This is a genomic window from Frigoribacterium sp. RIT-PI-h (assembly GCF_001297205.1).
GTDB lineage: Bacteria > Actinomycetota > Actinomycetes > Actinomycetales > Microbacteriaceae > Frigoribacterium.
The window spans coordinates 21885-41554 of the sequence record NZ_LHOZ01000038.1 but is presented as its reverse complement, the minus strand read 5'-3'; the positions used below and the strand labels follow the sequence as shown (position 1 = coordinate 41554).

Genomic DNA, 19670 nt, shown 5'->3' with positions numbered 1-19670 from the left:
TCAGGGTAGGCCGCCGCACGCGATGCCCTGCCGTGCGCCACGCTGTCAACTCGCGATGATTGGTCGTCCGATGTCCTCGCCACTCACGTCCCGGCTCCCGTTGTCCCGCCACCAGGTCGACCGTGACTACCTCACCCGCGAGCGCGCCGGAGTCGTCGACGAACTGCTCGCCTCGGCGGCCACCCGGGTGCTGCCGGTCTGGCGGGGACGCACCCTCATGGCGTCGGCGGGTTCACTGGCCCTGCTGCCCGCCCCGTCGGTCCCGCCGGCCGACGACTACGTGTACCTCGGCGTCTCGAAAGACCCCGCGGCCGCCGAACCCGCGGGCACGCCGGCCCTGGCGGCACTCCTGGACGACGAGCGCGCGAAGTCGATCGCGGCCGACGACTCGGCCTGGGGCAGTCCTCGAGTGTCGGGCACGGCGTTGAGCGCGCGCGACGCCGGCCTGGCCGTCGAGGCCGTCGCCGTGGCGAACTGGCACGACTCCCACCGGTTCTCGCCGCGGACCGGTCGGCGGCTGGTCACCGACAAGGCGGGCTGGGTGCGTCGAGACCCGGACGACGGCCACGAGATCTTCCCCCGGACCGACCCCGCGATCATCGTCGGCGTGACCGATGCCGACGACCGTCTCCTGCTCGGTTCGAACGCCCTGTGGGAGCAGAACCGCTACTCCTTGCTGGCGGGTTTCGTCGAGCCCGGCGAATCGCTCGAGCACGCCGTGCAGCGCGAGATCTTCGAAGAGTCCGGCATCAACGTCGTCTCACCCCGCTACATGGGTTCGCAGCCCTGGCCGTTCCCGGCGAGCCTCATGCTCGGTTTCCGGGCCGAGGTCGACACCGACGATCCCGGCACGCTCACCCCCGACGGCGCCGAGATCCTCGATCTGCGCTGGTTCAGCCGCGACGAACTCGTCGCGGGCCTCGGTGAGATCGTCCTGCCCGGGCGCACGTCCATCGCCCGCGCGATCATCGAGGACTGGTTCGGCGGCGAGATCGACCAGTGACCGAGGCCGCCGACCTGATCGCGGGGCTCGACGAGCAGCAGCGCCGGGCGGCGTCGAAGCTGCTCGGTCCCGTGTGCCTGCTCGCGGGCGCCGGGACGGGCAAGACCCGCGCCATCACCCACCGCATCGCGTACGGGGTCGCCACGGGTGTCTACGCCCCGAACCGCGTCATGGCGCTCACCTTCACCTCCCGTGCGGCCGCCGAACTGCGCGGTCGCTTGCGTCACCTGGGTGCCGGGGGAGTCTCGGCGCGCACCTTCCACGCCTCGGCCCTGTCCCAGCTGTCCTATTTCTGGCCGCAGACGATGGGCGGTCAGATGCCGCGCCTCCTCGACAGCAAGGCCAAGGCGCTCGCCCACGCCGCCGAGTCGCTGCGTCTGAAGATCGACACGGCGGCCTTGCGGGATCTCGCGGCCGAGATCGAGTGGCGGAAGGTCTCGCGGCTCACCCTCGAGGACTATGCGAAGGCCCTGCCGGGCAGGTCGCTGCCGCCGTCGATCAGCGTCGAGAAGGCCGTCGACCTGCACCGTGCCTACGAGGCCGTCAAGGACGAACGGCGCCAGCTCGACTTCGAGGACGTCCTGCTCGCGACGGTCGGCATGCTCGAACTCGAGCCGCGCGTGGCCCAGCAGGTGCACGAGCAGTACCGCTTCTTCGTCGTCGACGAGTACCAGGACGTCTCGCCCCTCCAACAAGACCTGCTCGACCTCTGGCTCGGCGGTCGGAACGACCTCTGCGTCGTCGGCGACGCCAGCCAGACCATCTACTCGTTCGCCGGTGCGTCGTCGGACTACCTGCTCGGGTTCGGCGCGCGCTACGACGACGCCACGGTCGTCCGTCTCGAGCAGAACTACCGATCGTCGCGGCAGATCGTCGACACGGCCAACCAGCTCATGCGGGGTCGGCCGGGGGCGTTGCACCTCCACCCGGCCGTCGAGACGACGGGTCCCGTGCCACCCGTGACCGAGTACGCCAGCGATTCGGCCGAGGCCCGGGGCATCGCCGAGACGATCGCCGACGAGATCCGCTCGGGCGTCGCCCCGGAAGAGATCGCCGTGCTGTACCGGGTCAACGTCCAGGCCGCGGCGATCGAGCGCGCGCTCGCCGATGTCGGCGTGTCGACCCGCATCCACGGTGCGACACGGTTCTTCGAGCTGCGCGAGGTGAAAGAGGCCCTGATGATGATGAAGGGCGCGGCGGTCAGCATCGTGGGCGAGCCCCTCTTCAAGACCGTCAGTGACGTCCTGCGGTCGCTCGGCTGGACGCAGGAGGCTCCCGACCAGAGAGGCGCGATCCGCGACCGCTGGGAGTCCTTGAACACGATCATGGGCCTGGCCGAGGCGTCGGCACCCGGGACGACCCTCCGCCAGTTCGTCGACGAGCTCTTCGCCCGCCAGGCCGGACAGCACGAGCCGACGATGGCCGCGGTCACCCTGGCGACGTTGCACTCGGCCAAGGGACTCGAATGGCGCAGCGTGTACCTGATCGGTCTCAGCGAGGGCCTCGTCCCGATCAGCTACGCGAAGGACGACGCGGCGATCGACGAGGAACGCCGCCTCTTGTACGTCGGCGTCACGAGGGCGCGTGAGCGGCTGCGGTTGTCGTGGAGCCGGTCGGGGCAGGGGCGCGGCGGCGAACGGCGCGTGAGCCGGTTCGTGGAAGAGCTGCGCACCCGCACTCCGGGTGGAGCGGCACGTTCGCGCGAGTGACGAGACCGTCGGCGATCGAGATCGACTCGACCTCGGAGTCCTCCGGTGTGCCGTCCGCACCGCTCAGACGCGACCACACACGGCGGGCGGCTGTCGTGGCGACCTCGTGGACGGACAGCAGCGGAGGCGCGGCGAGGGGACGAGCGCTCAGCTGACCGGCGATCGCGGGCCAGGCGCGGTCGGCCTCACCGGCGTGGAGGTCGAGACACCGGGCACAGGCCGTCGTGCCGGGCACCGTCACGGGGCCGATCCGTGCGTGACGATCTCCGAGCCGCACCACGAGGTGCGTCAGGTCGGACCTCACCCACTCTCGGACCACCCCGGGGTCGACGACGTGCCCGCCGACCAGGACGCCCGTGGCGTTCCTCGGCGGAGGCAGATCGGCGTGGGCTCGGCGGACGTCGGCCCCGCAGGAGCCCAGGAGGCGCGCGACGGCATCGGCCACGGGGCCCGGCCCGCCGACGACGACGACCGGCGGGACGATCGGCTCGGGGGCGCCGCCCGGCGCGGGTCGCAGGCGCTCGGCGGAGGCCTCGGCCGCGGCGCGGTCGGCGCCGAGGTGGGCGACGAGGGTGGGCGGGCCCCCTGCTCCGTGGCCCGCGGCGACGGCGGCGACCACCCGTTCGTCGAGTCTGCTGACCGGACTCAGGACGAGCGTCGGGCGGTCGACGCCGACCTGGAGGGTCGACGGATCGCGCCAGACGACGGGGGTGCGGGGATCGAGGACGAGGGGCATCGTCCGATCATGTCGTGCAGCCGGGGCAGATCAGGGGTTGTCCACAGGTGACCGCAGACCGAGGTCTCGCGTGGTGTCAGGACCGGGGTGCGTCCGGGTCGGGCCCCGACCCGTCGGGCTCGATCGCCGACCCGTCGTCGCCCTCTCGGGGACGGTCGTCGGTCGTGTCGTCGAGCAGGTCCTGGATCGCCTGGTCGACGTCGTCGAAGGCGGGTTCGTTCGACGTCAGTCGAGCCACGAGGGCTTGGGGGTCGTCGACGTCGGCACTGGTGGGCACGATGTCCGGGTGCGACCAGAGGTCGTCGCGACGTTCGGCCCCGACGGCGTCGGACACGGTCTGCCAGAGGACGGCCGCCTCACGAAGGCGTCGCGGCCGCAGTTCGAGGCCGACGAGGGTGGAGAAGGCCGACTCCGCCGGCCCACCGGCAGCGCGCCGACGGCGCACCGTCTCGGCGATCGCCGCGGACTTCGGGAGGCGCGCCGTGGCCTGGGCGGTCACCACGTCGACCCAGCCCTCGATGAGGGCCAGGGTCGTCTCGAGGCGGGCGAGTGCGGCGAGCTGCTCGTCGGTCTTCGGAGGGATGAGGGCACCGCTCTTCATCGCCTCTTGGAGTTCGCCGGGGTTCGATGGATCGAAGTCGACCGCGAGCTCTTCGAGCCGGGACGTGTCGATGCGGATGCCCTGGGCGAACTCGCGGATGGACGAGATGAGGTGCAGCCGCAGCCATCGTGCGTGGCGGAACAGGCGGGCGTGGGCGAGCTCGCGGACCGCCAGGTACAGCTGCACCTGATCGGCTTCGATGTCGAGGCCCTCGCCGAAGGCGGCGACGTTCTGGGGGAGCAGCGCGGCCTGCTGCTCGTCGAGCAGGGGGATGCCGACGTCGCCGCCGGACACGACCTCGGTCGAGAGCTGGCCCACGACCTGACCGAGCTGCATGGCGAAGAGCGTGCCGCCGACGCTGCGCATGACCTGGCTGGCCCCGGCGAGCATCGAACGCATCTCTTCGGGAGCCTGCTCGCTGAGGACACCGGTGAGGGAGTCGGCGATCGACGTGGCCACGGGCTCGGCGAGCTGGCTCCACACGGGCATGGTCAGGCGGGCCCACTCGGCCCGGGTCACCAGGCGTGGCGTGGCGGTGAGCTCGGCCACGAACGTGACGTCGTCGAGCCACAGCGCGGCGACGTGGAAGGCCTGCTCGTGGGCGGCGGTCTCGGCCGCGGTCGGTGCGACGGCGGTCTGGGTGCCCACGGCGGTCGCCTGCTCGGTGGCGATCGACCAGTCGATGCCGTCACCGCTGCTGTTGACGGCGTTCTGCAACTGGCTCATGAGTCGTGCCACGAAGGCCGGGTCGTCGGGCAGCCCCGCGGCCCCGGCGAGCTGTGACGGATCGATGTCGGAACCGCCGGACAGGAACTGCCGCAGCATGTCACGGAACTCGTCCTCAGGCCCGCGCGGCGAATCATCGGTCATGCTGACTACGCTAGCTGCTGGCCGCACGAAGATCCTGGGATTCGGCCACCGCCCCGGGGCCGGCGCTCCGCTCGTGGCGAACGCGACCCGCGCCTCCCCGGCCGATCCCGAAAGGACCCTCCGTGGCCTTCTTCACGCCCCCGCGCACCTCCCCGTCGACCGCTGGCCGTGCGAGCCGGGTCGGATGGCCCCTCCTGGGTGTGGCCGTCGTCTCGGCGGTCGTCCTGAGCCTGCTGCCGGGGCCGTACCTGATCGAACAGCCCGGCCCGGTCTTCGACACCCTGGGCAGCGCCGAGTACGAGGGCTCGTCACAGCCGCTCATCACCGTGTCGGGCCACGAGACCTACCCCACCGCGGGCACACTGGACCTCCTGACCGTCAGCGTGCAGGGCAACCAGAACGTCCGGCCGGGATGGGTCGACGTCGTCCGTGCCTGGGCGGACCGCAGTCGTTCGGTCATCCCGGTCGAGGCCGTGTACCCGTCGGGGGTGACGAACGACCAGGTCGACGAGCAGAACGCCGTGGACATGCAGAACTCGCAGAAGTCCGCGATCGCCGCGGCGCTGATCCACGAGGGGTACGCCATCCCCAGTGCCGTGACCGTCAGCCAGGTCTCCCAGGGCAGCCCGGCCGAGGGCGTCCTGCGCGAGGGCGACGTCCTGGTCAGCGTCAACGGCACGAGTCTCGCCACCGACGCGGACGTGGACGTCCTCCGCGGCCTCGTCGCGGCGAACGGTGCGTCGACGCCGGCCGAGGTCGTCGTCGACCGGGCAGGGACGAGCGTGACCGAGCAGGTCACCCCGCAGGAGGTCGACGGCACGCCGCTGCTCGGGGTCGGGGTCAGCGTGGACTACACGTACCCCTTCGACGTGACGCTGAAGCTCGACCAGGTCGGAGGACCGAGCGCCGGCATGATGTTCGCGCTCGGGATCATCGACAAGACGACACCGGGCGAGCTCACCGGCGGCGAGAAGGTCGCGGGCACGGGCACCATCACGGCCTCGGGCGAGGTGGGCGCCATCGGAGGCATCCGGCAGAAGCTCTACGGTGCTCGCGACGCCGGGGCGACCGTCTTCCTCGCGCCGTCCACGAACTGCTCCGAGGTCGTCGGGAACGTGCCCTCCGGGTTGGACGTCTACTCCGTCGCCACGTTGGACGACGCGGTCACGGCGCTCGAGACGGTCGCGGGCGGGGGCGACACGTCGTCGCTGCCGACCTGCACGGCCGGTCGATAGCGTTCGTGCAGCCCACGCAAAGCTGGGAAGGGAACGCTGGGTCGACCAGGCTGGACACGTAGGATGGCCGTCCACGTCCCCGTCAGCCAGGAGCACACCCTTGACGTCACCCGCATCGTCGCGAACCGCACGACGCTCGCCCCGACTGCCCGTCCTGGTCACGGTGGCCGTCCTCGCCGCCCTGGTCATCGCCTTCTTTATCTTCTCGTCGCTGCTGACCGACTACCTCTGGTACCAGCAGCTCGGGTTCACGGGGGTCCTGACGACGCAATGGATCTCCCGCCTCGTGATGTTCGCGGTGGGCTTCGTGGCCATGGCGGTGCCGGTCTACGTCAGCATCGAGGTGGCCTTCCGGTTCCGTCCCGTGTACGCCAAGTTGAACTCGCAGCTCGATCGGTACCAGCAGGTCATCGAGCCCCTGCGTCGTGCCGTCGTCATCGGCGTCCCCGCCGTGCTCGGCCTCTTCGCCGGCATCGCCACGTCGACGCAGTGGCAGACCGTCCTCGAGTGGATCAACCGCACCCCCTTCGGCCAGACCGACGCGCAGTTCGGGCTCGACATCGGGTTCTACGTCTTCGAGCTGCCGCTGTACCAGGCCGCGGTCGGCTTCGCCTCGGCCGTCGTCCTCATCGCCGGCATCGCCGCCGTCGCGACCAGCTACCTCTACGGCGCCCTGCGCTTCACCGGGCGCGAGGTGCGCATCTCGAAGGTCGCTCGCATCCAGCTGGCCGTCACCGCCGCCGTCTACCTCCTGCTGCAGGGCGTCAGCCTCTGGCTCGACCAGTACGCGACCCTGTCCGACGGCACCAACAAGCTGCTCACGGGTGCCACGTACACCGACGTCAACGCGGGCATCCCCGGCAAGCAGATCCTCGCCGGGATCGCCGTCGTCGTCGCGATCCTCTTCATCGTGACCGCGATCGTCGGCCGCTGGCGCCTGCCGGTCATCGGCACGGCCGCGCTCATCATCATCAGCATCATCGTCGGTGGCATCTATCCCTGGATCGTCCAGCGGTTCACGGTCGAGCCCAGCGAGCGGACGGTCGAATCGCCGTACATCGAGCGCAACATCCAGGCGACGCGTGAGGCGTACGGTGTGGCCGACGTCGAGGAGCAGACCTACGACGCGAAGTCCGACGCCGAGGCCGGTGCCCTGGCAGGCGACGCCGTCACCACCGCCAACATCCGCATCATCGACCCCGCGCTCGTGACCGACGCCTTCGCCCAGCTGCAGCAGTACCGCCAGTACTACAGCTTCCCCGAGCAGCTCGCGGTCGACCGGTACACGATCGACGGCAACGTGCAAGACACGGTCATCGCCGTGCGCGAGTTGAACACCTCGCAGCTCGGCAACTCGGCCACCCCCTACAACACGACCTTCGTCTACACCCACGGCTACGGCGTGGTGGCGGCGTACGGCAACCAGCGGTCGGCGGACGGCCAGCCCGTCTTCCTCGAGTCCGGCATCCCCGTGACGGGCGCTCTCGGCGACGCCGGTGACTACGAGCCGCGGATCTACTTCGGCCAGGAGTCGCCGACCTACTCGATCGTGGGTGGCGACGGCGGCAACGACATCGAGCTCGACTATCCGTCGGGCAGCAACGACAACGGCACGAACGAGACGACGACCTTCGAGGGCGACGGCGGGCCCAAGCTCGACAACGTCTTCAAGAAACTCATCTACGCCATCAAGTTCCAGTCCGAGCAGATCTTCCTGTCCGACGCCGTGAACGACCAGTCGCAGATCCTCTACGACCGCGACCCCACCGAGCGCGTCCAGAAGGTTGCTCCTTACCTCACCATCGACAGCGCGCCTTACCCGTCCGTCGTCGACGGCAAGGTCGTCTGGATCGTCGACGGATACACGACGACGAACGAGTACCCGTACTCGAAGCCGCAGGCGTTGTCCGATGCGATCGCCGACACGTACAACGACCGCCCGGTGTACGCGTCGAACAACATCAACTACATCCGCAACTCGGTGAAGGCCACGGTCGACGCCTACGACGGCTCGGTCAAGCTCTACGCGTGGGACACCAGCGACCCGATCCTGCAGACGTACGACAAGATCTTCCCGTCGACGCTGTCGCCCCTGAGCGACATGTCTGCCGAGTTGCTCCAGCACGTGCGCTACCCGCAGGACATGTTCAAGGTGCAGCGGGCGATCCTCGGCACCTACCACGTGACGGACGCCGACTCGTTCTACTCGAGCGACGACGCCTGGGTCACACCCAACGAGCCGACGAGCAACGCGCAGAACCCGCCGTTGCAGCCTCCGTACTACTTGACGCTGCAGCTGCCCGACCAAGACCCGGCGTTCTCGATCTATTCGACGTACATCCCTCAGCAGTCGGGTGAGAACGCGCGCAACGTCCTGACGGGCTACCTCGCGGCGAACGCCGATGCGGGGTCGACGCCGGGTGAGATCTCGTCGGACTACGGCAAGCTCACGTTGCTGGCGCTGCCGCGCACCGACACCTTGCCCGGCCCCGGACAGGTGCAGAACAACTTCAACACCGACACCGCGGTGGCGAACCAGCTCGCACTCCTCACCCGGGGTGACACGAGCGTCGTCCGAGGCAACCTGCTGACCCTGCCGGTCGGTGGCGGTCTGCTGTACGTGCAGCCGATCTACGTGAAGTCGAACTCCGAGACGTCGTATCCGGTCCTGCAGCGCATCCTGGTGTCGTTCGGCGACAAGATCGCCTTCGAAGACACCCTCGACGGCGCCCTCGACTCGCTGTTCGGAGGCAACTCGGGTGCGACGGCCGGAGACAACGGCGTGCCGACCACGGGTGACGGCGCCGACGGAACCGGCACGGACACCGGCGACGGGGCGACCGACGGGGGCGCGGCGACGCCCGACACCGGTGACACGGGGACGGGTACCGACAACGCGGCGCTCGACCAGGCCCTGGCCGACGCACAGCAGGCCCTGACCGACCGTGCCGCGGCCTACGCCGAGAACGACCTCGTGGCAGCAGCGGAAGCCGACACGCGCCTCCAGACGGCCCTCGAGGACGCGGTCGCAGCCAGCGGTCAGTAGTCACGCGACAGGCAAGTCGACGAACCCCCTCCCAGCACGCCGGGAGGGGGTTCGTCGTGTGGGCGGCGAAGTGACGATCGCCGCCGGGGGTGCTCGATTGGACGGCGTCCGAATGCCGTGCTAGTGTTTCTTCTTGTGCCGCGGGGTGGAGCAGTTCGGTAGCTCGCTGGGCTCATAACCCAGAGGTCGTAGGTTCAAATCCTGCCCCCGCAACAAGAAAGAAGAAAGCCCCGGTCGAATGACCGGGGCTTTCGTCATGCCGTCAAGCCCTCGGCCGGTTCTGTACGGTCGTGGCTGATCATGCCAAGGTTGACGCATGTCGAGACTCCGGGTGGTCCTCGCCCCCGATTCGTTCAAGGGCAGCCTGGATGCGTCCGAGGCCGCGGCCGCCCTCGCCTCAGGGTGGTCCCGGTCACGGCCCGGTGACGTCGTCGTGGCGCTGCCCCTCGCCGACGGCGGAGAAGGCACCCTCGATGCGTTCGAGCGCGCCGTACCCGGAAGCATCCGTCACGAGGTCGTCGTGGGGGGCCCCGACGGCCGTCGCGTCGACGCCCCCTGGCTGGCGCTGCCCGACGGCACGGCTGTCGTCGAACTCGCCTCGTCCTGCGGGCTCGGCCTCCTGGCCCAGGCCGCTCCGCACGACGCGGACACGCGCGGCCTGGGTGACGTCATCCGCGCAGCCGTCGACGCCGGCGCTGCGCGCCTCCTCGTCGGACTCGGGGGCAGCGCATCGACCGACGGGGGAGCAGGCGCCCTCACCGCACTCGGTGCCCGGATCGTCGATTCTCTGGGGGAGCCCGTCGGTCCGGGCAACCACGGGCTCACCACGGCTGCCCGGGTCGATCTCTCAGGCCTGATCGACCTCCCGCCCGACGGCGTCACGCTGCTGGTCGACGTCGACAGTCCCCTGCTCGGCCCCCACGGTGCCGCTGCCGCGTTCGGGCCGCAGAAGGGTGCTTCGGCCGACGACGTCCTCGCACTCGAACGGGGTCTCGAGCGCTTCGCGAGCCTCGTCGACGTCGATCCCACGACCCCCGGGGCGGGAGCCGCAGGCGGGACGGGCTTCGGTCTGCTCGCCTGGGGTGCGCGTCTGCAACCCGGAGCCGTCGCCGTCGCCGAGGTCGTCGGACTCTCGGAAGCCCTGGCCCACGGTGACGTGGTCGTCACCGGAGAAGGGCGGTTCGACGGTCAGACCGCCGCCGGGAAGACCGTGTCGCTCGTGCGGCGGATGGCCGACGCCGCCGGAGTCCCGGTCGTGCTCGTCGCCGGTTCCGTCGATGCCCCCGACGACGGATTCGCCGACGTCGTGTCGACCACGCAGCTGGCGGGCGACGTCCTCGAGTCGACGACCCGCGCCTCCTTCTGGCTGGGCGAGGCGGCCGCGCTGGCGGCCGGGCGGTGGGCGCGATGAGCACCGGCGGCACCGCCGGCGCGCCCGACGTCGTCGTCGCGGTGGTGCAGACCGCCCCCGGTGACGACACGGCGCGCAACCTGCGGACCATCACGGCCCTCGCCGAGGAGGCGGCCCGACGGGGCGCGCAGGTGGCCGTCTTCCCCGAGTACTCGTCGTACTTCTCGGCCGAGCTGGGGACGTCGTACCTCGAGGCCGCGGAACCCACGGACGGGCCGTTCGTGCGCCACCTGGCCGCACTGGCGGATCGGCTCGGCGTCGTGCTCGTCGCCGGCCTGGTCGCGGTGTCGCCCGATCCGGCGCGGTTCGAGAACCTGCTCGTGGCCGTGGCACCCGGTCGGGGCCTCGTCGCCACGTACTCGAAGCAGCACCTCTACGACGCGTTCGGTGGGCAGGAGTCCCGCTGGATCGTGCCCGGCCCGCTGGCCGTCGCCGCGACCTTCGAGGTCGCCGGGCTCGTCTTCGGCCTGCAGACCTGCTACGACCTGAGGTTCCCCGAGGTCACGCGGACGCTCGTCGACGCCGGGGCCGACGTCGTCCTGATGCCGGCCGAGTGGGTGCGCGGACCGCTCAAGCAGCACCACTGGACGACCCTGCTGACGGCCCGGGCGCTCGAGAACACCGTGTACGTCGCGGCGGCGGACCACGCTCCGCCCGTCGGTGTCGGCTGCAGCACGATCGTCGATCCGACGGGCGTGGCACTCGCGTCGGTCGGCGACGAGGTCGACGTCATGGCACTGGGCAGGGTCTCGGCCGACCGGATCGCGGCCGTGCGCCGGACGAACCCGTCCCTGGCCCTCCGTCGGTACGACGTCATCCCGCGCCGTGACGGCAGCGGTCCGCCCTCGGCGAGGGGCTCAGACCGAGAGTGACGCGAGCTGGGCCGACGCCTGCTCGAGCACCTCGATGCGCTTGCAGAAGGCGAACCGGACGAGGGACGACTGCTCGGCGGCGAGCACCGGGTGGCAGAAGGCGCTGATCGGCAGCCCGACGACACCGGCCAGCTCGGGAAGCCGCCGGCACAGGTCGGCCGCGTCGTCGAAGCCCAGGGGGGCGGCGTCGGCGACCACGAAGTACGAGCCGTGGCTGGCGCGCACGGCGAACCCGGCACGACGCAGCCCGTCGGACAGGACGTCGCGTTTGTGGGCCAGCGTGCGTGCGATCCCCTCGAAGTAGGCGTCGGGGAGTCCGAGCCCGACGGCGATCGCGGGCTGGAAGACCGAACCGTTCACGAAGGTCAGGTACTGCTTGACGGCGACGATGCGGTCGACGAGCTCCGCCGGACCGGTCAGCCAGCCGATCTTCCACCCCGTCGTGTTGAAGGTCTTGCCCCCCGACGAGATGCTGATCGTCCGAGCCGCCGCGCCGGGCAGGGTGGCGAACGGCACGTGGACCGCACCGTCGAAGAGCAGGTGCTCGTAGACCTCGTCGGTGACGACGAGTGCGTCGTGCTCGACGGCGAGCTCGAGCAGGAGGCGCCTGGTCGCGTCGTCGAGGACGCTGCCCGTGGGGTTGTGCGGATCGTTCAGCACGACGAGCCGCGTGCGCGGTCCGAAGGCCCGGCGCAGTTCGTCCGGGTCGACCGTCGAGTCCGGACCCCGGAGCGGAACGGTGACGTGGACGCCGCCCGAGAGCCCGATGACGGCTCCGTACGCGTCGTAGAACGGTTCGAGCGTGACCACCTCGTCACCCCGGTCGACGAACGCCAGGATCGTCGCCGCCAGTGCCTCGGTCGCCCCCGCGGTCACGAGCACCTCGCGCCGCGGGTCGAGGTCGCGGCCGAAGACCCGCCGCGGGGGGGCGGCGACCGCCTCGAGCAGGACGGGCATGCCCCGGCCCGGCGGGGACTGGTTGAGGCCGGAGCGCAGGGCCTCGTGCGCCGCCTCGCGGGCCTCGACCGGGCCGTCCTCGTCCGGGAAGCCTTGCCCGAGGTTGATGCTGTCGGTCGCCGTGGCGAGGGCCGACATCTCGGCGAAGACCGTCGGGGCGAGTCGGCCCGCGCCGTCGAGGAGCATCGCGCCGCTCGCCGCGCGCTGCCAGGGTGCTGGAGGAGTCATGATCCCGTCACCGTATCTCCGCAGGACGGGTGCCGGGGTGGTCGTGTCCAGCCGCCGCATAAGCTGGGTGCAGTCCGCTCACAGGCTCGCCGTATGATCCGCCCAGCTTGGGCGACCAGGCTGTCAGGGCTTGGAAGGAGCACCATGACCGACACCCCCCGCCACGACGACACCGACGACGGCGCCCCGCGCACGCCCGAGGGCACCGCCGACGGTTCGCAGGGCGTCCCGGGCGACGACCGGAGCGCGCACGACGGCGCCCAGCCCACGACGCCGTACCCGGCCGACCAGGGCGTCACCTACGGTGCTCCGCCGCTGCCCGGCAGCACCCCGCAGGCCGGGTCCTTCGAGTCCGGGGCCGACGAGTCGCGGCACGACCGGGCCCACGACCGGACTCAGCCCCACCCCGGCTCGTACCAGCAGCCGCCGTCGTACCAGCAGTTCGGGTCGTACCAGCAGCCCGGCTCTCAGCAGCAGCCTGCTTCGTACCAGCAAGCCGGATCTCACCAGGAGCCCGGTTCGCATCAGCAGCCGGGTGCCTACCCGCAGCCAGGGTCGTACCAGCAGCCAGGGTCGTACCAGCAGAACGACCCCTACCAGCAGCCAGGGTCGTACCAACAGGGCGACCCCTATCGCCAGCCCTCCGACCCGTCGGCGTTCGCGTACGACACGACGAACTCGTACGCCGCGGCGGGTTGGCAGGCGCCCTCGCAGAAGCCGAAGAAGAGCCGGCGTGGCGTGGGGTCCGTCGCCGCGGCCCTCTTGGTCGGCGTCCTCGTGGGCGGCGCGGCGGGTGGTGGCGTCGCTGCCGTGCTCTCCCGCGACTCCGGGGCCGGTGTCTCGGCGACCGGTGAGTCCCGCGACCTGACGGTGAACGACTACGACGACGCGACGGTCGTCACGGCGGTCGCGGCGAAAGCGACGAAGTCGGTCGTCACGATCAACGTGACGGCGGGTGAGTCCGGCGGCACCGGCTCGGGCGTCATCCTGAGCGACGACGGGTACATCGTGACGAACACGCACGTCGTCACCCTGGACGGGGCCAGCGCGTCGGGCACCGTCACCGTCACGCTCAGCGACGGCAGCATCCTGCCGGCCGAGGTCGTGGGGCTCGACCCCACGGTCGACCTCGCCGTGCTGAAGGTCGACGCGACGGGGCTCACCCCGATCGAGTTCGCCGACTCGTCGAAGCTGAACGTCGGTGACACGGCTGTGGCCATCGGAGCACCGCTCGGCCTGTCGAACACGGTGACCGACGGCATCGTCTCGACGCTGAACCGCAGCATCACCGTACAGTCCTCGGCAGCGCCGACCGACGGCAGCGACGAGGGCCAGCAGAACGACAACAACGGCCAGGGGCCCTTCTCGTTCAACAACGGTGACGGCTCCCCGCAGAACCAGGCCAGCTCGGTCATCTCGCTGCCGGTCATCCAGACCGACGCGTCGATCAACCCGGGCAACTCCGGTGGTGCGCTGCTCAACTCGCAGGGCGAGCTGATCGGCCTCAACGTCGCCATCGCCAGTTCAGGGGAGTCGTCCGGCAGCATCGGCGTCGGGTTCTCGGTGCCGTCGAACCTCGTGCAGCGGGTCGCCAAAGAGATCATGGCGAACGGCAAGGCCAGTCATGGCCTCCTCGGTGCCAGTGTCAACGACGCCACGAGCGACGCGGCGGCCACCCGGGTCGGTGCTCTCATCGTCCAGCTCAGCCCCGGTGGTGCGGCACAGAACGCTGGCCTGCGGCAGGGCGACGTCGTGACCGAGTTCAACGGCGTGCCGATCAGTGACCGGACCGACCTCACGGCGCAGGTCAGGTTCCTCGCCGGTGGCGCGACGGCCGACCTGACCTACGTCCGAGACGGGACGACCGACACGACGAAGGTCACCCTCGACACCTTGACCAGCTGACGGGTCACCCCGATGGGCACGGCGGGGGTCGGGACGCGACGGCGTCCCGGCCCCCGTTCGGGTGTTGCTAAGCTCGCCACGATCCCTGCGGCCGTCCGCAGTCCCGACCCGCGCCTCCCCGGCGCTCACGAGCCCGAGGAACGCGATCCATGCAAGCAGGCGACGCCACCCGACCCGGTGTCTCGTACGTCATGCCCGTCCTCAACGAAGAGCGTGAGATCCGGGCCGCGGTCGAGAGCCTGCTCGTCCAGGACTACGAGGGCCCGTTCGAGGTGATCCTGGCCCTCGGCCCGAGCGTCGACCGCACGAACGAGGTCGTGGCCGAGATGGCGGCGGCCGACCCCCGGGTCCGGAGCATCCCCAACCCCGGCGGCTCGACCCCGGCCGGCCTCAACGTGGCCATCCGCGCCTCGGTCCACCCGATCACGGTGCGCGTCGACGCCCATTCGGTGCTGCCGAGCGACTACACGCGCATCGCGGTCGAGACCCTCGAGCGCAGTGGAGCCGACAACGTGGGCGGCATCATGGCCGCCGTCGGGCGCACGCCCTTCGAGAAAGCCGTGGCCCGGGCCTACGGCAGCAGGGTCGGCCTCGGGGGCACGCCCCACCACGTCGGCGGCGCCGAGGGCCCGACCGAGACGGCTTACCTGGGCGTCTTCCTGCGGCACCGACTGCTCGAGGTCGGGCTCTTCGACGAGGGCGTCAAGCGCGGTCAGGACTGGGAGCTCAACCGGCGGCTCCGGGCCACGGGCGGGACGGTCTGGTTCACCCCGCGGCTCGTGGTCACCTACCGACCTCGCCCGAGCCTGCGCAAGCTGGCCCGACAGTTCGTCGCCACCGGGCTGTGGCGGGGCGAACTGGCCCGACGGTTCCCGAAGGCGAACACCTTGCGGTACCTGGTGCCACCCGTCATGGTGGTCGGGGTGGCCCTCGGCCTGTTGGTCGGTCTGGTCGGCGTGGGCGGGCTGGCGCTCGGCAGCCCGCTCGGGTGGGCGACGCTCGCCCTCGTCGTGCCCGGTGTGTACGTGGTCTTCGTCCTCGCGGCGGCACTGCTCGCCGCCCGCGGCGACGACCTCCGCACCCGCCTCTGGTTTCTCGTAGTCTTGCCTTCCATCCACTTCGGGTGGGGCGTCGGCTTCGTGCTCGGCTTCCTCGACCTCACGAAGAACATCACCGCCCAGACCGGAAGGTAGCCGCCGATGACCGCGCTGCCCACCAGACCGTCTTCGATCGCCGAGTTGCGCCGCGTCGCCCAGCCGCCCGAGGTGCGCAGTCGTGCGAACGCCGAGCACTGGACGGCCTCGTTGTACCTGCGCGACGTCTCGCCCTACCTGACCTGGTGGCTGCTCAAGACGAGCGTCTCGGCGAACGGCGTGACCGGGCTGATGATCTTGGTCGGCTGGTGCACCGCCCTGTCGCTGCTCGTGCCGGGCATCACCGGTGCGTTGCTCGCCCTCGTGCTGGGCCAACTGCAGATGCTCGTCGACTGCTGTGACGGCGAGGTCGCCCGCTGGCGGGGCACCAGCTCGCCGGCCGGGGTCTTCCTCGACAAGGTCGGCCACTACTCGACCGAGGCCCTCATCCCGATCGTGCTGGGCATCCGCGCCGCCGGGTTCCCGTTCGAGACGCCGGGCGACTTCCTCTGGACGACCGCGGGCTTCGCCCTGGCCCTCGTGATCGTGCTCAACAAGGCCCTCAACGACATGGTCCACGTCGCCCGCGCGAACGCGGGCCTCGACCGGCTCGAAGACAAACGAGGAGGCGCGACGCAGCCGAGCGGGCGCCTCCTGTCCCGACTGCGCAGCGCCGCGCGCTTCGTGCCGTTCCACCGGCTGTACCACTCCGTCGAGCTGACCATGCTCGTCTTCCTCGCCGCGCTCGTCGGCCTCGTCGTCGGAGGCGTGACCGCCGACCGTGTCCTGCTCGTCGCCCTGCTCCCGCTGTCGGTGCTGGCGCTGGTCGGTCACTTCGTCGCGATCATGGCGTCGAAGCGGGTGCGCTCCTGAGCGAGGTCCTGCCCCGGGTCGGAGTCGTGAGCCTGACCCAGGGGCGACGCCCCGGCGACCTGCGTCGGGGGCTGGCCTCGCTGCTGGCCCAGCGCGACGTCGACCTGGACGTCGTCTGCGTGGTCAACGGACGCGACGCCGCGACCGCGGAGGTCGAGGTGCCGACCGGAGTCCGCCTGCTCGAGCTCGCCGAGAACGTGGGCATCCCCGCCGGCCGCAACCGGGGGGCCGAAGCCGTCTCGGGCGACTGGATCTTCTTCCTCGACGACGACGCGAGCCTGCCCTCCGACCGGTTCCTCGCCGATGCCGTCGCGTTGTTGCGGGCCCGACCCGAGATCGGGCTCCTGCAGCCACGGGTCGTGGACCCCGACGGTGCCGTCAACCCGCGTCGATGGACGCCTCGCCTGCGCAAGGGTGACCCTCGCCGGTCGAGCGACGTCTTCTCGGTCTGGGAGGGGGCGACCCTGCTGCCCCGCGACGTCTTCGACGCCTGTGCCGGCTGGGGCGAGCCGTACTTCTACGCGCACGAGGGCATCGAGCTGGCGTGGCGGGTCTGGGCCCAGGGCAGGCGCACCTGGTACGAGGGCTCGCTCGTGGCGAACCATCCGGCCATCGACCCGGCGCGCCACGCCGAGTACTACCGGCTGAACGCCCGCAACCGGGTCTGGTTGGCCAAGCGCAACCTCCCCTGGCCGCTCGTCCCCGTCTACGTGGCGTCCTGGACGGCGGTCCAGCTGCTGCGGTGGGCACGGACCCCGCGCCGCCTGCGGCCGTGGTTCGCGGGCTGGGCGGAGGGGTGGCGAGAGGCGCCGGGCGGTCGACGGTCCATCGGTTGGGTAACGGTCCTCCGCATGTCCAGGGCCGGCCGACCTCCGGTCCTCTAGGCTTTCCGGGGTCCGGCGCCGATCGGGGTGGCGGACCGACCCGAGGAGGGCATGTGCCGTTGACCCGAGACCTGGGGCTCGCCTGGAGCCTCGCCCGCCGCGCCGTCCGTTCGCGCAGCAGTCGACGCCGGCTCGAGCGCGACCCACGGGCCGCGGCGACGCCCGCTCCGGGCACGGTCCGCGTCGCCGTGTACTTCGCCGACACAACCGTGAACATGTACCAGATACGGCAGTGGTACGCACCGCTCGCCCGCCTGGCCGAGACCTTCCCCGTCGCGATCGTCGTCCGCTCGCCGGGCACGATGGTCACGATGCTCGACGAGAGCCCGGTGCCCCTCGTGTACGCCCGCAAGGTGGCCGACCTCGAGGACTTCGTCGCCGCTCAACCCCTCGCCATGACGCTGTACGTCAACCAGAACGCCAAGAACTTCCAGATGATGCGGTACGGCCGCATGTGGCACGTCTTCGTCAACCACGGCGAGAGCGACAAGATGTACATGACGACGAACCAGTTCAAGGCGTACGACTACGCCTTCGTCGCGGGCGACGCCGCGAAGGACCGCCTGGCCGCCAAGCTCTGGGACTACGACCTCGACAAGCGTGCCGTGCCCATCGGTCGGCCCCAGGCCGACCACTTCTCGGGCGAGGTGCCCTACCCCGACGACGACCGTCTGGTCGTGCTCTACGCCCCCACGTGGGAGGGCGACCGTCCTGCAGCCGCCTACGGATCGATCGCCACGCACGGCCTCGCCCTCGTCAGGGCCCTGCTGGCCTCGGGGCGTCACCGGGTCGTCTACCGGGCGCACCCGCGCAGCGGTGTGCTCGACCCCGAGTACCGGCGAGCCCACGAGGCGATCATCCGGGCCCTGGCCGAGGCCAACACGCGTGATCCCGGGGCCCACCACGTCCACGACGAGGGGCCCGAACTCGGCTGGCAACTGGCCGCGGCCGACGTCGCCGTGACCGACATCTCGGCGATGGTCTACGACCGCCTCGCGACGGGCCGGCCCCTGGTCGTGACCCGTCCGGTGGCCGTCGAGGCCGACGTCGACGAGTCGGGCTACCTCGGCGACGCCGAATGGTTGACGGCCGACGGCGCGGGCGACATCGTCGCCGTCGTCGACCGGGTCGTCGACGATCCGGAGGCGCGGGACCGTCTCGAGCACTGGGTTCGACGTCACTTCGGCGACACGTCGCCCGGTGCGGCCACGCATCGCTTCGAGAACGCGGTGGCGGATCTCGTGCGGCTGCGTGACGACTACGCCGCGCGCCGACCGTCGTTCGACGAGCTACGCTCGACCGGTGCGGCCGAGGATGCCGACCACGACGCCGGAGACACCGAGGCGTCCGACCTCTGACCAGGGGTACGAGACATCGGGAGTCTCTCATCGCTGAGGCATTCATGTCTCAGTGATGTGGACTCTGGATCTCAGGTGCTGAGCAGCGTATCCATGAGGCATGCCTGAACCGACGTCCGCCGCTGCCCGTCTCTTCGGAGAACGCATCCGCGACGAGCGCCTGCGGCTCGGTCTGAGCCAGGACGAGGTGGCGCACCTCGCGGGCATGAACGTGTCGAACTACGGAAAGATCGAGCGCGGCATCGGCAACCCCGTGCTGCACACGATCGTCCGGCTCGCCGTGGTCTTGGGGGTCGACCCGGCCGTCCTGGTCGCCGGCCTCGGAGTCGATCACCTGCCGCCCGTCCTCGAGGCCTTCACCGCGGCTGACTACGTCGCCGAGAGACGGGCTCGCCTCACCAGCTGACGCGGCCCCTCACACGACAGGGCTCGCCCCCGGGTCAGAAGCTGAACCGCCACAGGTACTCGTCGCCGTCGGGCCGGAACCACCGCACAACGGCGATCGCGCTGCGGGTCAGTTCGACGCCCAGCACGCAGAGGTCGACGGAATCGCCGGGGTCGAGTCGGGTGGTCGCGACGGGGACGAGCAGCCCCGTGCCCACGAGGGTGACCCGGACGCCGGTCACGGTCTCGGGGGAGTCGTTGACCAGTCGGTAGACACGGGGTGCGCGGGAGCGGTCGAGGGTGAAGGGGACGGTGTATGCGAGGGTCGTCGACGTCATGTCGACGACCCTAGGAGCGACCGCCGAGGGTCGTCTCGAGTCCCTGTGGACCACGGCCGCCTGGGGAGGACCCGTCGAGGGAGAAGTGACGGGCCACGCCGGCCGGCGGGTCGCCCGTCACGGGGCG

Annotated in this window: 15 protein-coding genes and 1 tRNA gene; 13 read left to right on the top strand and 3 right to left on the bottom strand. The window is 70.8% G+C overall.

All coding sequences use genetic code 11. The annotated features are described in order from the left end of the window. Positions 1–70 precede the first annotated feature (70 nt). Positions 71–1003 (top strand): NAD(+) diphosphatase, encoded by a 933-nt coding sequence (gene nudC / locus AEQ27_RS02875; protein ID WP_152970109.1) that lies wholly within the window; start codon positions 71–73, stop codon positions 1001–1003. Beyond that, on the top strand, positions 1000–2712 hold the full coding sequence (locus AEQ27_RS02870; RefSeq protein WP_054145313.1) for an ATP-dependent helicase: 1713 nt from the start codon (positions 1000–1002) through the stop codon (positions 2710–2712). Before nudC ends, AEQ27_RS02870 begins: the two co-directional genes overlap by 4 nt. Positions 2713–3524: 812 nt before the next feature. Here the strand turns inward: AEQ27_RS02870 and AEQ27_RS02865 are convergent. After that, positions 3525–4919 (bottom strand): zinc-dependent metalloprotease, encoded by a 1395-nt coding sequence (locus AEQ27_RS02865; protein ID WP_054145312.1) that lies wholly within the window; start codon positions 4917–4919, stop codon positions 3525–3527. A 122-nt stretch (positions 4920–5041) separates the two neighbouring features. On the opposite strand from AEQ27_RS02865, the gene AEQ27_RS02860 reads away from it, so the two are divergent. The 5 genes from AEQ27_RS02860 to AEQ27_RS02840 all read left to right on the top strand — a co-directional run bounded on the left by AEQ27_RS02860 (position 5042) and on the right by AEQ27_RS02840 (position 11483). Continuing rightward, on the top strand, positions 5042–6154 hold the full coding sequence (locus AEQ27_RS02860) for a PDZ domain-containing protein (protein ID WP_054145311.1): 1113 nt from the start codon (positions 5042–5044) through the stop codon (positions 6152–6154). Positions 6155–6254: 100 nt separating this feature from the next. Next, positions 6255–9200, top strand: a complete 2946-nt coding sequence (locus AEQ27_RS02855; protein WP_082383189.1) for a UPF0182 family protein — start codon at positions 6255–6257, stop codon at positions 9198–9200. 139 nt (positions 9201–9339) lie between these two features. Continuing rightward, positions 9340–9413 (top strand) — tRNA-Met (locus AEQ27_RS02850). A 103-nt stretch (positions 9414–9516) separates the two neighbouring features. Next, positions 9517–10611, top strand: a complete 1095-nt coding sequence (locus AEQ27_RS02845; protein WP_054145310.1) for a glycerate kinase — start codon at positions 9517–9519, stop codon at positions 10609–10611. Next, positions 10608–11483 carry a carbon-nitrogen hydrolase family protein gene (locus tag AEQ27_RS02840; RefSeq protein WP_054145338.1) on the top strand — a complete coding sequence of 292 codons (876 nt, stop codon included), beginning with the start codon at positions 10608–10610 and terminating at the stop codon, positions 11481–11483. Before AEQ27_RS02845 ends, AEQ27_RS02840 begins: the two co-directional genes overlap by 4 nt. On the opposite strand, the gene AEQ27_RS02835 is transcribed toward AEQ27_RS02840, so the two are convergent. Beyond that, positions 11469–12668: an aminotransferase class I/II-fold pyridoxal phosphate-dependent enzyme gene (locus tag AEQ27_RS02835; RefSeq protein ID WP_054145309.1), complete on the bottom strand. Its 1200-nt coding sequence runs from the start codon at positions 12666–12668 to the stop codon at positions 11469–11471. The genes AEQ27_RS02840 and AEQ27_RS02835 overlap by 15 nt on opposite strands. A 144-nt stretch (positions 12669–12812) precedes the next feature. Between AEQ27_RS02835 and AEQ27_RS02830 the strand changes: the two genes are divergently transcribed. The 6 genes from AEQ27_RS02830 (at position 12813) to AEQ27_RS02805 (ending at position 19227) form a co-directional block, all read left to right on the top strand. Further along, positions 12813–14573 (top strand): S1C family serine protease, encoded by a 1761-nt coding sequence (locus AEQ27_RS02830; protein ID WP_054145308.1) that lies wholly within the window; start codon positions 12813–12815, stop codon positions 14571–14573. Between the two features lie 149 nt (positions 14574–14722). Next, a complete protein-coding gene (locus tag AEQ27_RS02825; protein ID WP_054145307.1) occupies positions 14723–15766 on the top strand; it encodes a glycosyltransferase family 2 protein in 1044 nt (347 codons plus the stop codon). Between the two features lie 6 nt (positions 15767–15772). Continuing rightward, the gene (locus AEQ27_RS02820) at positions 15773–16579 is read left to right on the top strand and encodes a CDP-alcohol phosphatidyltransferase family protein (protein ID WP_043595425.1); all 807 of its coding nucleotides are present in this window, start codon (positions 15773–15775) and stop codon (positions 16577–16579) included. Further along, a complete protein-coding gene (locus AEQ27_RS02815) occupies positions 16576–17463 on the top strand; it encodes a glycosyltransferase family 2 protein (RefSeq protein WP_054145306.1) in 888 nt (295 codons plus the stop codon). Before AEQ27_RS02820 ends, AEQ27_RS02815 begins: the two co-directional genes overlap by 4 nt. Positions 17464–17516: 53 nt before the next feature. Then, entirely contained in the window at positions 17517–18821 is a 1305-nt protein-coding gene (locus tag AEQ27_RS02810) for a CDP-glycerol glycerophosphotransferase family protein (protein WP_152970108.1), read from the top strand. A 100-nt stretch (positions 18822–18921) separates the two neighbouring features. After that, the gene (locus AEQ27_RS02805) at positions 18922–19227 is read left to right on the top strand and encodes a helix-turn-helix domain-containing protein (protein WP_054145305.1); all 306 of its coding nucleotides are present in this window, start codon (positions 18922–18924) and stop codon (positions 19225–19227) included. A 34-nt stretch (positions 19228–19261) separates the two neighbouring features. Here AEQ27_RS02805 and AEQ27_RS02800 read toward each other — a convergent pair whose 3' ends face one another. Then, positions 19262–19543 carry a PilZ domain-containing protein gene (locus tag AEQ27_RS02800; protein ID WP_054145304.1) on the bottom strand — a complete coding sequence of 94 codons (282 nt, stop codon included), beginning with the start codon at positions 19541–19543 and terminating at the stop codon, positions 19262–19264. Positions 19544–19670: the final 127 nt, after the last annotated feature.

Excerpts from the sequence above, each read along its gene's own strand:
- nudC (WP_152970109.1), top strand. The coding sequence starts at position 71 with ATGTCCTCGCCACTCACGTCCCGGCTCCCGTTGTCCCGCCACCAGGTC.
- AEQ27_RS02865 (WP_054145312.1), bottom strand. The coding sequence starts at position 4,919 with ATGACCGATGATTCGCCGCGCGGGCCTGAGGACGAGTTCCGTGACATG.
- AEQ27_RS02845 (WP_054145310.1), top strand. The coding sequence starts at position 9,517 with ATGTCGAGACTCCGGGTGGTCCTCGCCCCCGATTCGTTCAAGGGCAGC.
- AEQ27_RS02840 (WP_054145338.1), top strand. The coding sequence starts at position 10,608 with ATGAGCACCGGCGGCACCGCCGGCGCGCCCGACGTCGTCGTCGCGGTG.
- AEQ27_RS02835 (WP_054145309.1), bottom strand. The coding sequence starts at position 12,668 with ATGACTCCTCCAGCACCCTGGCAGCGCGCGGCGAGCGGCGCGATGCTC.
- AEQ27_RS02830 (WP_054145308.1), top strand. The coding sequence starts at position 12,813 with ATGACCGACACCCCCCGCCACGACGACACCGACGACGGCGCCCCGCGC.
- AEQ27_RS02825 (WP_054145307.1), top strand. The coding sequence starts at position 14,723 with ATGCAAGCAGGCGACGCCACCCGACCCGGTGTCTCGTACGTCATGCCC.
- AEQ27_RS02820 (WP_043595425.1), top strand. The coding sequence starts at position 15,773 with ATGACCGCGCTGCCCACCAGACCGTCTTCGATCGCCGAGTTGCGCCGC.
- AEQ27_RS02805 (WP_054145305.1), top strand. The coding sequence starts at position 18,922 with ATGCCTGAACCGACGTCCGCCGCTGCCCGTCTCTTCGGAGAACGCATC.
- AEQ27_RS02800 (WP_054145304.1), bottom strand. The coding sequence starts at position 19,543 with ATGACGTCGACGACCCTCGCATACACCGTCCCCTTCACCCTCGACCGC.